Consider the following 12,180-nt stretch of genomic DNA (forward strand, 5'->3'; position numbering starts at 1 on the left):
CCAATGGGCCGCCGAAGTCGGGGTGATGCCCCGAAAATCCGCGTCGAGGCTATACGGCGCCACGTTGATCACCTGCCGGGTCCTGCGCGGCGGGAGCCGCGCGGGGCTGCGGGCCTCACCGGATCGAACGGCTGATGCGGATCATGGTCCTGAAGGCCCGGCCAGGATGCCGGGAAAAGCAAAAGACGTCATCGAGCGCTCGGACATCGCAGATAACATCCACAACCCGGGCATTCAGGCGGACTGACCCCAGCAGAATTGGCAGGCCGGTTTCACCCGCATCGGCGCCGCGAACGGCTGGCACTGCATCGCAGTTACAACGGACCGTTTGTCAGGAAAATGCCCCTTCTCCCTCTGGCAGGAGATTGTCGGGCGGTCCATGAAGGCGGACACGGCGCCACTCTGGCCAGGGATGCACTGACAGTGGGGATCGGGCGGCGCAGCCGGCTCGATGCGCTCCTTCATCCTTCGAAAACTGGTGCGTTTCATGGCTAAACAATTTCAATGAGGTAACTTCAAAGAAACGGGATACCCTTTCCTCAGAGCCAGGCGGGGAATGTCCGGGAACTGGCTCTGGAAGCCCCACGGAGCCGGGGGCTCAGCTGGTCGCGCGAAGGAGAGCGTCTTCTCGTCGCCGGAGACAGTACGGACGAACCGGAAGGTCTGCCGAGGCGGCGACGCAGCGCATGCTGGAATGTCCGGTAACGCCGAACGCTTTCACGACCCACAGCACTGACAGTCAAAACCCGAACAGTTCCACCCTGCAGAGCGCGAGGCCGGATCAGGAATGGCCTGCCTCGCTGGTCGCGTCGCCTCCCGCGGGAGGGGGGCTCAGTTGGCTTTGCGGCGTGGCAGGAACGGCAAAGGCATCACATGCACGCCGTCTTCCAGCAGTTTCTTTGCCTCTTCCGGCCTGGCCTCGCCATAGATCGAGCGCTCGGGCGCATCGCCGTCATGGATGCGGCGCGCCTCGGATGCGAAATTCATCCCGACATATTCCGAGTTCTTTTCGACCTCGCGGCGCAAAACAGCCAGGGCATTTTCGATCTCGGCGCGCGAGGGGACCGGTGACGCAGCAGGGGGGGCTTCGGGCGTGCCCGAAGACGGCGTTACCCCGCTGGGTGCAGCCTTGCGGGCGGGGCCAAGCGAGGGGGTCATCAGCGCCTTTTCAACGCGCGCGCTGCCGCAGACCGGGCAGGCGAGGTGGCCGGCGCGCGACAGGCTGTCAAAGGCCTGGCCGTCGGCGAACCAGCTCTCAAACCCATGGCCTGCCTCGCATTGCAGCGTGTAGCGGATCATTCTTCGTAATCTCCTGCTGGCCCGGGCCTTTGGTGCCGGGCCATATAGCGGGGAAGCTAGTGTTTCCCGGGCGCGGGTCAAGGCCACTGCCGCCGGATCCTGTCAGAGCCGGTGCAAGGAGCAGGTCAGACCTGACCGCCATCCTGCTTTGTCCCGCTCTGTTTTGAATTGCCAGCCGCGAAGGCAAGGATCAGCTGTTGCAGATCTGGCTCGTCAACCTTGCGCGCCGCTTTTTCCGGGCTGAACCATTTGCGGCGGCGCTGACGATATTCGGGATATTTGCGGGCAAGGCTGGCGACCCGTACCGGATAGACCTCGACATCGCAGCGCTGCGCCAGATCGGTGTCGCGGCACAGAACCTTGTCATAGCTGTAATTTCCAACCGGAAACCCATCGGTTGCCCCGGTCACCCCGGCCTCTTCCCAGGCCTCGGTCAGCGCCGCATCGGCATTGCTGCGATCTGCCATCGGCCAGCCCTTGGGAAGCACCCAGCGGCCGGTGTCTCGGCTGGTGATCAACAGAATCCGCGTGCCGTCCTTGCTTTCATTCCAGCACAATGCCGCAAGCTGAAGCCTGATTTCCAAATCGGAATCCCGATGCGCTAGCCTGACCTCTTTGTTCATATTATTTACCAGCTACCTTCGCACCCGTTCGGCCGTTGCAGCAAAACCCTGCGGACCCGGGAGTCTGTTATACATATGGTTCATTGTGCCTGACGCGCATCGTCCGGCCTATGGCTATATAGAGATTTATCAAGATTTTCTGTCTGTGAGACTAATATGCACAAGATTGTGACGATGTGCCGGATCGAAATCCCCGCCCGGGCGGGATGTGGGGTGGGCTGATGCGGGTATTCATCGGGCTGGAAATGCCCGGATCTGTGCGCGAGGCGCTTGTCCTGCAGCAATTCCTTCTACCGCTGCAGCGCAGGGTTGCGGCAGAGGACATGCATCTGACGCTACTCTTTTGTGAGGATCTCGCCGACGACCTCGCGGATGCATTGCATGTCGCGCTGTCCGATCTGCATCTGCCGGGGTTTGCGCTGTTGCTGGCGGGGCTCGGGCTTTTTGGCGGCACAAAACCGCACAGCGCCTGGGCCGGGGTCGCGCCCTCTGTGCCGCTGGTCGCTTTGCAGGCTGCGGTCGAGGCGGCCGGGCGGCGCGCCGGGCTTGATCTTCCGCATCGCCGTTTCATGCCACATGTGACGCTTGGTCGTTTCAGCCGCCCCGATCCCGCCACGCTGATGCGGCTGGAACGCGGCATCGCGGCCGGGGCGGGCTTTGCTGCCGGCCCCTGGCATGTTGATGAGATTGTGCTCTGGCAAAGCGTGCTGACCGCGGGCGGCCCCCGCTATACCGAGCTTGCCCGTTATCCATTTGCGCAGCATCGCCGCCCGCCGCGCGATCCCTGACCGCTTCCTTGACAAGTCCGGGGCAGGGGTGCAGCACGGGCAGAGCTTTACACGATCAGTCCAGGACAGAAAGCAGACCTGCCGATGACCCGTTCCATCACCATTGCCGGCCGCGAGATCGGCCCCGCCCATCCGCCGCTGGTCATCGCCGAAATCGGCATCAATCACGGCGGCGATCTGGATGTCGCGAAAGAGATGGTGCGCCTTGCCGCCGGGGCCGGCTGCGAGATGATCAAGCACCAGACCCATATTCTCGAAGACGAGATGACGGAGGAGGCGAAGCAGATCTTCCCGCCGAATGCCGATGTCTCGATCTGGGAGGTGATGGCGCGCTGTGCCCTGAACCAGAGCGACGAGGCAGAGCTGAAACGCTATACCGAAAGCCTCGGGATGATCTGGATCTCGACGCCGTTTTCGCGGGCGGCGGCCGATTTCCTCGAAACCCTCGACGTGCCAGCCTATAAGATCGGCAGCGGAGAGGCCGATAACCTGCCGCTCATTCGCCATATCGCGAAAAAGGGCAAGCCGGTGATCATGTCGACCGGCATGCAGACCATCGATACGATCCGCGCGAGCGTGGATATTCTGGATGCCTCGGGCGTGCCCTATGCGCTGCTGGAATGCACCAATCTTTACCCGAGCCCGCCGGAGATCGTATCTTTGCGCGGTGTGACCGAGCTGCAAGACGCCTTCCCGAACGCGGTTGTCGGCTTTTCCGACCATTCCATCGGGCCGGAAATGGCACTGGCAAGCGTAGCGCTTGGTGCCACGATCCTCGAACGCCATTATACGGATTCGCGCTACCGCAAGGGCCCGGACATCATCAATTCGATGGACCCGGCCGAGCTGCGCCTGCTGATCGACCGTTCGAAAGAGATCTGGATCGCGGCAAACAACCCGAAGCAACGCTCGGCGCCGGAAGAGGATGTCTACCGTTTCGCGCGCGGCTCGGTCGTGGCGGATCGTGACCTGCCGGAAGGCCATGTGATCCATGAGATCGATATCTGGGCGCGGCGCCCGGGCTCGGGCGAGATCCCGGCCTATGACTTTGACAGGCTGATCGGCAAGCGTCTGACGCGCGCGGTCACGCGCAATACCCAGCTGAAATGGAGCGATCTGGCGTGACGTCGGTGCCGCGCAGGATCCTCTTCCTCACCGGCACCCGCGCCGATTTCGGCAAGCTGGAGCCGCTTGCGGCGGCGGCGCGTGAGGCGGGGCATGAGGTCACGTTTTTCGTGACCGGCATGCATATGATGACCCGCTATGGGCTGACCGCGCATGAGGTGCGCCGCCAGCCCGGCATTGCGACGCATGAATTTCTGAACCAGCGCCCCGGCGATCCACAGGATATCGTGCTGGCGAAAACCGTAACCGGCTTTTCGGATTTTGTCACCGAAAGCCGCCCGGATCTGATCGTCCTCCATGGCGACCGGATCGAGGCAATGGCGGGAGCGCTGGTTTCGGCCACGAATTACATCCGCTCGGCCCATATCGAGGGGGGCGAGGTTTCAGGGACCATCGACGAGGTGTTTCGCCACTGCAATACCAAGCTCTGCACGCATCACTTCGTGTCCTCCGAGACCGCGAAACGCCGGGTGATGGCGCTTGGTGAGCCCGAGGATGTGATCCATGTGATCGGCTCGCCGGAGCTGGATTTCCACGCCCGCCCCTCGGGCGTGACGCTGGACGAGGTGCGGGCGCGCTATGCGATCCCCTTTGCCGATTACGGCATCGCGACCTTCCACCCGGTGACCTCGGAACAGGCGACAATGGGCGCGCAGGCCGAGGCGCTGTTCGCGTCTCTGGTCGAAAGCCAGCGCAATTTCGTGGTGATCGCGCCGAATAATGACCCAGGCTCAGAGGCGATTTTCCGGGTGCTGGATGCTTTGCCGAAGGCACGGTTCCGGGTGCTGCCCTCGATGCGCTTCGCGCATTTTTCCGAACTGATGCGCAACGCCGCCTGTATCGTGGGCAATTCCTCGGCGGGCGTGCGCGAGGCGCCGTTTCTGGGCGTGCCCTCGCTGGATGTCGGAACGCGGCAGACCAATCGCTCGGATGCGGCCTCGGTCACGGCGGTGTCTGCCTTTGACCGCGCGGCGATCCTCGGATTTCTCACCAACGCGTGGGGCAATAAAGCGCCCCGCGATGCGGGTTTTGGCGAAGGCGCTGCGGCGGATCGTTTTGTCGAAGTGCTGGCCGACCCCGCCTTCTGGGACCGGCCTTTGCAAAAAGCGTTTCACGACTGAGGTGCCGCGAGGGGCGGGCCGTTACCAGCCCGAGAAACCGCCATCCACATTGATCAGCTGCCCGGTGATATAGCCGGATTGCGGGCTTGCAAGGAACAGCATCGCATCGGCGATCTCGTCGGGTTTTGCCATCCGGTCGAGCATGATCAGCTCGCCCACGCGCTTCTGGAATTCCTCGGAATGGCCGTTGAACACCGCGCCCGGGGCAATGGTGTTCACGGTCGCGCCGCGCCCGGCCCAATACCCGGCAAGCCAGACAGTCAGCCCATGCACCCCGGCCTTTGAGACGCCATAAGCCGAGAAATTCTTGAACGGCATCCCGTCATAGATCCGATGATGCGCCCCGTTCAGCGCATACATCGAGGCGACATTGACCAGAGTGCAGGGGCGACGCCCGACAATGTCGCGATCCATCTGACGCGCGATCATGAAAGGCGCGGTCAGATTGGTGCGCATGGTCTTTTCCCAATCCGCCACTTCAAGATCGGCAAAGTCGGGAAAGCCCTTGCCTGCGCCCATCAACAGCTCGCCGGTAATGGCGGCATTGTTGAGCACGACATTGGGCTCCCATCCGTCTTTTTCGATGCGTTTGAAAATGGTTACGATCTGATCTTCATCCGATACATCAAGCTCGTAAAAGCGGAAATTCTCGTTTCCCGCATGGGCTTCTTTCAGCGCCTCGGCCCGGTTCCCGGCAAGGTCGGAACTGACCACCCGCGCGCCTTCGGCCAGCATGCGGCGCACGTAAGTGCTGCCCAGCACGCCACCCGATCCGGTGATGAAAACCGTGCGGCCTTTCAGTTGATCAGCCATGATGCGCCCCTTCCTGAGCTTCTTTCAGCAAAAACTCGACCAGCCGGAAATCGAACGGGCTGTCGATGTCGACACAGCGCTCGGGGGGCATCAGGTAAGGGATCACGCGCCCCTCCCATAGTCCTTTCGAGCGGTGCAGATAATCGGGTGCTACGACATAGGTCGAGGCCGCATGTTCATAAACCACCGGCGCCTGCTGACGCGCGACCACCCCGCCGGGCAGCGGTTTTGACACATGCAGCGCGCCACTCGCATCAGGTTCCACGAGGTTGAAATAGGGGTTCTTGCGCGCCTCGCAGCAGGACATGACCATGTCAGGCGCCTCGGCCGCGAAGAGATCCAGCGCGCCGCTGATATCCTCGGGCTGCCGCAAAGGCGAAGTACAGTCAAGATCCAGAAACGCGATTACCGGACGGTCGAGCAAAGCCTGTGACGCCTCCAGCGCATGCGCCCAGACCCCCCACTTCCCCGCCTGATCAGTGGCCAGATGCGCAGGCCTGAGCCCGATTTGCAGCGCGCCCTTTGCCACGGCATGATCATAGATCTCTTCATCATCGGTCGAGACCACCACCGCATCAACGCCGGGATGCGCGAAAAGCTGATCCAGCGACCAGTCGATCAGCGGCTTGCCGCAGATCTCGCGGAAATTCTTGCGAGGCACGCCCTTGGACCCTTTGCGCGCGCCGATATGCCCCAAAATCATGTGAGTTCCTTATCGATCAGGCCGATGAAACGGCGGTTCTGCCAGGCCTCGCTGATGAGTTTCGCCGAGGCGATAACGCGGTCAAGCCGCGGCAGATGTTCGACCGGATCGGGGCTTTGCCCGGCCACCAGCGCCAGAAAGGCCCGCATCGCATCGAGGAACATCGCATTGCGCTCCAGCGGCAGGTCAAGCACCCGCTCGCCCGCCAGGTCCTGGACCCGGTAGATCTGGGCCGCGAAATCAAAGTCAAAGCTCTGGCGGGTGCCGTGCAACACCGCCCGCCGGTGCAGGCGCGGCGTCAGGTAATCCATTGCGACCGAGCCCGCCGCCCCCCCCTCGCGCTGCCTGAGCGTGATGAAGCTCGCCAGATCAACACCCGGGTAAGCGGCATGGCCCTGCGACAGCACCTCGTCTGTCTGCAGCCCGGGGAACAGGCATTGCGCCATATCAAGCTCATGGCACAGGTCCAGCAGCACTCCGCCGCCTTTCTCCTGCGCGGCATAGCTTTCCGCAAAGGACCAGTTCTGCCGCCACTGGGTGACATCATGGCCAATCGCAAAGGAAAACCGAAAAATATCCGACAGATCGCGGCGCGCGAGTTCGCGAAACGCCGGATGCCAGCGCATCATATAGCCAACCATCGACCGCTCTGCGACCGGCGCAGAGCAGGTGCTGATCGCCTCCACTTCTGCCGGTGAAAAGGAAAGCGGCTTTTCCACATAGACCGGCAGACCCCGATCCGCCGCCGCGCAGATCACCTCGGCGCGCACATCGGTCGCGGTCGCCACCACCACCGCATCATGGTCGCGCAGATCCGCCTGCAATCCGGCCGCACCATATCCCCGCCAGCCGCGCAAGCTCGCCAGCGCCCCAAGCGTCTGCAGGTTATCATGATGGCGCCTCCCGATCGAGCCCGCACCCACCACCAGAACCTTCACCACCATCGCCAGCCTCCGCTTTCCCTGTCCGGCATCGCATGAACCCGCAGCGCCGAACAGCCCTTTTCATCTGTCCGAAAATATCCTCGGGGGGAGCGCGGGCACCGCGCGCGGGGGGGCAGACAGCCCCCCGTTGCCCGATCCGTCAGGCCTCACCCCGCCAGGGCTGCGCGCCGGTTCCAGTACACGGCCGCCTCCACCTCGGCGCACAGCGCGATCAGCTCCTCATCCGCGCCAAAGGGCGCCGCCAGATGCACGCCGATCGGCAGGCCCGAGGCCGACCAGCCGAGCGGCAAAGACGCCGCCGGCTGGCCGCTTGCATTGAACACGGCGGCAAAAGGCGAATAGTCGAAACAGCGCCCCGGCCCGAGGCGGAAATCAACGTAATCCTCGGTCTCATGGCTGAAGCGCCCGACATGTGCCGGCGGCTCGGCCAGCGTGGCCGAGAGCAGGATGTCATAACCAGCGCCGGTTTCAGGCCGGAAGAAATACGCCATCTCGCGTCCGAAATCATGGATATCCTCGACCGCTTCCAGATAGCGCAGCGGCCCGAGCGCCTCGGCATGTTTCACCGCGCCGCGCCCGACACCCTCGACCAGATCCGCCGTCAGCGCGCTGCCTTTCAGCTTTTGCCGGATCGTCAGCGCTGTGCCGACCGCAACGATATCGGTCCAGGCCCGCATCATTGCCCCGATATCCGCCTTTGGCCGCGCCGGTTCCACATGGTGGCCAAGGCTTTCCAGCAGCTGCCCGGCCTCCCGCACCGCGGCTGCGACCTCCGGGTCAATCGCGGCGCCGGTAAAGGTCGTGTCGCAGATCGCCACGCGCAGCCGTCGGGGCGGGGCCGAGATCGCCTGGCCGTAGCCCTTTGCCAGCGGCGGCGCGACATAGGGGCACCGAGGTCAGGTCCCTCGCAGGCATCCAGCATCACCGCCGTGTCGCGGACGGAACGCGTCAGGAACCCGTCAATCGCCATGCCGGCCCAGCCCTCGCCGGACCAGGGCCCGTCGGGCAGCCGCGCGCGGGTTGGCTTGAAGCCGAAAAGCCCGCAATTCGAAGCCGGAACCCGGACCGAGCCGCCGCCGTCTGATCCATGCGCGAAAGCGACGATCCCCGCCGCGACCGCCGCCGCCGCGCCGCCCGAAGAGCCGCCGGCGGTATGGTCAGTGTTCCAGGGGTTGCGGGTTGGCCCGCCATAGGCGGCGGCCTCGGTTGCGATGCCGACCCCGCCTTCGGGGCTTGTCGTGCGCCCGAAGGTCACCACCCCGGTCGCCCGCATCCGCGCCATCATATTGCAATCGGCGGCATAGGTCCTGGCCGGACCAAGCCGCGTGCCGTTAAGGGATGGCAGATCCTTTGCCTCGAGCCCCAGATCCTTGATCAGGAAGGGCACGCCGCGAAACGGCCCGCGCGGCAGGCCGGCGCGAATTTCAGCGCGCGCAACCTCTTCCTGCACCAGAACCACGGCATTGATTGCCGGATTTCGCGCCCCGACCGCCGCCAGCGCCGCATCCAGCAGCTCATCCGGGCTGACCTCGCCCTTTGCCACCAGCCCCGCAAGTTCGGTCGCATCCCGCGCGCCCAGATCCCCGATCATCTGCGATTCCCCGTTATCCATCACCCGGCCAGTCTGGACGCGGCGCCCGGGAAAGGTCCAGAGGCGCCGCGCATCCGGCTGTTACCGCAACCATGTGGCCCGGGCGACCAAAGCGGCCCCTGCCGCAGGCTTGCGCCCCGTCAGCCGCTTGACAGAGGGCAAGGGCGGGTCGCATGGAAGGCAGAGCAACGGTTCCGGCGCCGTGCCCGCAAGGTGCGGTTTTCCGGAGAATAGGGAATGTGGCCGGGCCTTCTGCGCAGGGATCCGGGACCACAGCTGCCCCCGCAACTGTAAGCGGTGAGCGGCGGTTGAGGATGCCACTGGAAGTGCCTCAGAGGGGCAGGTCCGGGAAGGCCAGCCGTTCGCCCGGACCCGCGAGCCAGGAGACCTGCCGCTGCTGATCACCCTTTCCCTCGCACGGGGCGTGCGGCGGAGGGCGGAGTGCCGCCAGAGGTGACGTTCATGCGCAACGGGAGGGCTTTCCCCCGCGGCGAAAACGCATCAGGGCGGCGGTCAGCGACCGGTGGCTCCGAAGAAAGGGCTGAGAGATGTTTCACAGGGTTTCCCATCTGGCAGTGATCACCGCGCTGACCGCCGCCGGTGCGACCGGCAGCGCGTGCGCGCAGGCACAGAACGATGCCCCTATTGAACTGGGTACGATCACGCTCTCGGCCCTGCGGTACGGGGCCGATATTGCGCGCACCGGCGTCTCGGTCAGTGTGGTTGACCGCGCCGAGCTGGACAAAAGCGCCGATCTGCGGCTCGCGGATTTTCTTGGCACATTGCCGGGGGTCTCGGTGATCAGCCAGGGTGGTTTTGGTGCCAATACCGCCTTGCGGATCCGGGGCTTCGACGGGCGTCATATCGCGGTCTATATCGACGGGATCCGCATTGACGATCCGTCCGGCGTGCAGGTCTCGACCGATTTCGGCGCGCTGATGACCGATGATATTGCCCGGATCGAGGTGCTGCGCGGGTCGCAATCGGCGCTTTGGGGCGGCTCGGCCGTGGCCGGGGTGATCAATATCTCGACATTGTCCGGGGCAGAGCCGGGGCTGCATCAGAAGGTGCGCATCGAAGGGGGCAGCCATAATTCGGCCCGCCTTGCCTGGGGGCTGACCCAAAAGGATGACCAGCTTGAACTCGCCCTGAATGCCAGCCATTTCCGCACCGACGGGATATCGGCCTTTGCCGGGGGCACCGAGGCGGATGGCGCCGAGGCCAGCCGGCTGTCGTTTTCGGCGCGCTACCGGGTCTCGGATCTGGTGACGCTGGGGGGTGCCGCTTTCTGGCAAAAAACCCGCAGCGATTATGACGGCTATATCGATACGAATGGCGACGGTTATACCGATACGTTCACCGATCTGCCCAATGAGATGCGCCGTCAGGATCTTGGCCTGCGCCTCTTCGCAGAGCTGGAGACCGGCAATACCCTGCATGTGCTGGGCATCGGCTTTTCGCGCAACAAGCGCGATATGGATGACGAGAACGGCAAAAGCGCCTTTACCGGCGAGCGTCTGACGCTGGACTGGCAGGCGACCAGCACGCTTTCAGATCAGATAACCCTGTCTTATGGCGCGGATTTCAACCGTGAAGAGGCGAAAACCTCGGCCATGCCCGGAGGCTCGGGTGATACGGATACCAAAGGGGTCTGGGGCCAGCTCGCCTGGTCGCCGCGCGAAGGTCTCGATGTGACGGCGGCGCTGCGATATGATGACCATTCCGCCTTTGGCGGTTTTGGCACCGGGCGACTTTCCTTTGCCTTGGCGGCGGCCGAGGGGCTGACCCTGCGCGGCGCAGTCGCGCGGGGCTTCCGCGCGCCCTCGCTTGACGAGCTGTACGGTGATTACCCGGGGCTGTTCTTCACCGGCAATCCCGATCTCGATCCCGAAACCAGCGTTTCCTACGAGCTGGGCGCAGATTATGCCTTCGGGACAGGTGCGTCGCTGTCTTTCACGGCGTTCCGCATCGAGGTCGAAGACCGCATCGCCGCCGATCCCGCGACCTTCTGGTCAACCCTGGGCAATCTGGCGGGAAGCTCGGTGTCGAAAGGCGTCGAGCTGGCCGCGAAAACCAGGCTGAGCGACACGCTGAGCCTCACGCTCGCCTATACCTATACCGATGCGCATGACCCGAATGGCGCGCGCCTGACGGCGGTGCCGCGCCATAATCTGGCGCTCGCGCTGGATGCTGAGATCAGCGAGAGGGTCTCGGCGCGCTTTACCCTCAGCCATCTGGCCGGACGCCGCGACAGGCATGTGAACAGCTTTGCCGCCCTCGACATGCCCGACGTCACCTTGCTGGACGCGGCCTTCAGCTATCAGATCAGTGACAGTATCGGGGCCACATTGCGCATCGAGAACTTGGCCGATGAACACTGGCAGTCCTCGCATGGCTACGGCACGCCGGGTCGCACGGCCTGGCTCGGGCTGCAGGCGCGGTTCTGATGCTGCGTGCCGCCACCCTTGTCCTGCTTTTCGGGGCCCTGCCGGTGGCGGCCGACCCTCTTCGCCCTCCGGGGCGGGTGGTCTCGATAAACCTTTGCACCGATCAGCTGGCAATGATGCTGGCCGCGCCGGGGCAACTGGTTTCGGTCAGCCATCTGGCCTCGGACCCGCTGGCGTCGTCCATGCCGGATGAGGCAGCCGCCTATACCGCAAACCGGGGCGGTGCCGAGCAGGTGTTTCTTATGAAACCAGATCTCGTGCTGGCCGGCACCTATACCGCCCGCGCCAGTGTCGATCTGCTGCGCCGGCTAGGCATCCGGGTGGAACAGGTCGCGCCGGTCACCTCGCTGGAGGGCGTCAGCGCGCAGATCCGCGAGGTGGCGGGGTATCTCGGGCGCGAGGCGGCGGGCGAGGCGCTGGTCACTGAATTCGAGGCCGGGCTTGCGGCGCTGGCGACTGATCTGGCCCTGAAACCGGCGGCACTTTATTATCCCAATGGCTATACGACGGGGAAGGGCACCCTGTCGGATGATGTTCTCGCACATACCGGTTTTGCCAATATCGGCGCGGTCGCGGGCGTCACTGGCGGAGGTGTCCTGCCGATGGAGCTGATCGTGATGGCGCAGCCCGACCTGATCGTGACCTCGAAACCCTATCCCGGCGCCTCGCGTTCGGAAGAGATCCTTGACCACCCGCGCTGGCGCTTTTACAGGCTCAGGCCGGGGT

The 12,180-nt window shown here is 64.1% G+C and carries 10 protein-coding genes, 2 pseudogenes and 1 riboswitch; of the genes and pseudogenes, 5 read left to right on the forward strand and 7 right to left on the reverse strand.

All coding sequences use genetic code 11. The annotated features are described in order from the left end of the window. Positions 1-831: 831 nt before the first annotated feature. Positions 832-1,299, reverse strand: coding sequence for a DUF1178 family protein (locus QNO18_RS09385; RefSeq protein WP_283177451.1), 468 nt, complete (start codon positions 1,297-1,299; stop codon positions 832-834). 125 nt (positions 1,300-1,424) lie between these two features. Further along, positions 1,425-1,883: an NUDIX hydrolase gene (locus tag QNO18_RS09390; protein WP_283177452.1), complete on the reverse strand. Its 459-nt coding sequence runs from the start codon at positions 1,881-1,883 to the stop codon at positions 1,425-1,427. A 260-nt stretch (positions 1,884-2,143) separates the two neighbouring features. Between QNO18_RS09390 and thpR the strand changes: the two genes are divergently transcribed. The 3 genes from thpR to neuC all read left to right on the forward strand — a co-directional run bounded on the left by thpR (position 2,144) and on the right by neuC (position 4,956). Then, on the forward strand, positions 2,144-2,710 hold the full coding sequence (thpR, locus tag QNO18_RS09395; protein WP_283177453.1) for an RNA 2',3'-cyclic phosphodiesterase: 567 nt from the start codon (positions 2,144-2,146) through the stop codon (positions 2,708-2,710). Positions 2,711-2,794: 84 nt separating this feature from the next. Next, a complete protein-coding gene (locus QNO18_RS09400; RefSeq protein ID WP_283177454.1) occupies positions 2,795-3,835 on the forward strand; it encodes an N-acetylneuraminate synthase family protein in 1,041 nt (346 codons plus the stop codon). Further along, complete coding sequence (neuC, locus tag QNO18_RS09405) at positions 3,832-4,956, forward strand: UDP-N-acetylglucosamine 2-epimerase (RefSeq protein WP_283177455.1); 1,125 nt, start codon at positions 3,832-3,834, stop codon at positions 4,954-4,956. Before QNO18_RS09400 ends, neuC begins: the two co-directional genes overlap by 4 nt. A 21-nt stretch (positions 4,957-4,977) precedes the next feature. Here neuC and QNO18_RS09410 read toward each other — a convergent pair whose 3' ends face one another. From QNO18_RS09410 to QNO18_RS09430, 5 genes and pseudogenes are all read right to left on the reverse strand, one after another. Continuing rightward, positions 4,978-5,769, reverse strand: a complete 792-nt coding sequence (locus QNO18_RS09410) for an SDR family oxidoreductase (RefSeq protein WP_283177456.1) — start codon at positions 5,767-5,769, stop codon at positions 4,978-4,980. After that, positions 5,762-6,472: an acylneuraminate cytidylyltransferase family protein gene (locus tag QNO18_RS09415; RefSeq protein WP_283177457.1), complete on the reverse strand. Its 711-nt coding sequence runs from the start codon at positions 6,470-6,472 to the stop codon at positions 5,762-5,764. The genes QNO18_RS09410 and QNO18_RS09415 overlap by 8 nt, the downstream gene beginning before the upstream one ends. Next, entirely contained in the window at positions 6,469-7,416 is a 948-nt protein-coding gene (locus QNO18_RS09420; RefSeq protein ID WP_283177458.1) for a Gfo/Idh/MocA family oxidoreductase, read from the reverse strand. Before QNO18_RS09420 ends, QNO18_RS09415 begins: the two co-directional genes overlap by 4 nt. A 146-nt stretch (positions 7,417-7,562) precedes the next feature. Then, entirely contained in the window at positions 7,563-8,234 is a 672-nt protein-coding gene (locus QNO18_RS09425; RefSeq protein ID WP_283177459.1) for an amidase family protein, read from the reverse strand. Between the two features lie 113 nt (positions 8,235-8,347). After that, a pseudogene (locus tag QNO18_RS09430) lies at positions 8,348-9,028 on the reverse strand (amidase family protein); the annotation flags it as partial. 151 nt (positions 9,029-9,179) lie between these two features. Next, a riboswitch (cobalamin riboswitch) is annotated at positions 9,180-9,418 on the forward strand. A 137-nt stretch (positions 9,419-9,555) separates the two neighbouring features. Between QNO18_RS09430 and QNO18_RS09435 the strand changes: the two are divergent. Together QNO18_RS09435 and QNO18_RS09440 are read left to right on the forward strand one after the other, a co-directional pair. Next, positions 9,556-11,454, forward strand: a complete 1,899-nt coding sequence (locus tag QNO18_RS09435; protein WP_283177460.1) for a TonB-dependent receptor — start codon at positions 9,556-9,558, stop codon at positions 11,452-11,454. Positions 11,455-11,570: 116 nt separating this feature from the next. Beyond that, positions 11,571-12,095, forward strand: a pseudogene (locus QNO18_RS09440) (ABC transporter substrate-binding protein); the annotation flags it as partial. Positions 12,096-12,180 lie beyond the last annotated feature (85 nt).

Source organism: Gemmobacter sp. 24YEA27, from assembly GCF_030052995.1.
Taxonomy (GTDB): Bacteria; Pseudomonadota; Alphaproteobacteria; order Rhodobacterales; family Rhodobacteraceae; genus Pseudogemmobacter.

Excerpts from the sequence above, each read along its gene's own strand:
- QNO18_RS09385 (WP_283177451.1), bottom strand. The coding sequence starts at position 1,299 with ATGATCCGCTACACGCTGCAATGCGAGGCAGGCCATGGGTTTGAGAGC.
- thpR (WP_283177453.1), top strand. The coding sequence starts at position 2,144 with ATGCGGGTATTCATCGGGCTGGAAATGCCCGGATCTGTGCGCGAGGCG.
- QNO18_RS09400 (WP_283177454.1), top strand. The coding sequence starts at position 2,795 with ATGACCCGTTCCATCACCATTGCCGGCCGCGAGATCGGCCCCGCCCAT.
- QNO18_RS09410 (WP_283177456.1), bottom strand. The coding sequence starts at position 5,769 with ATGGCTGATCAACTGAAAGGCCGCACGGTTTTCATCACCGGATCGGGT.
- QNO18_RS09415 (WP_283177457.1), bottom strand. The coding sequence starts at position 6,472 with ATGATTTTGGGGCATATCGGCGCGCGCAAAGGGTCCAAGGGCGTGCCT.
- QNO18_RS09420 (WP_283177458.1), bottom strand. The coding sequence starts at position 7,416 with ATGGTGGTGAAGGTTCTGGTGGTGGGTGCGGGCTCGATCGGGAGGCGC.
- QNO18_RS09435 (WP_283177460.1), top strand. The coding sequence starts at position 9,556 with ATGTTTCACAGGGTTTCCCATCTGGCAGTGATCACCGCGCTGACCGCC.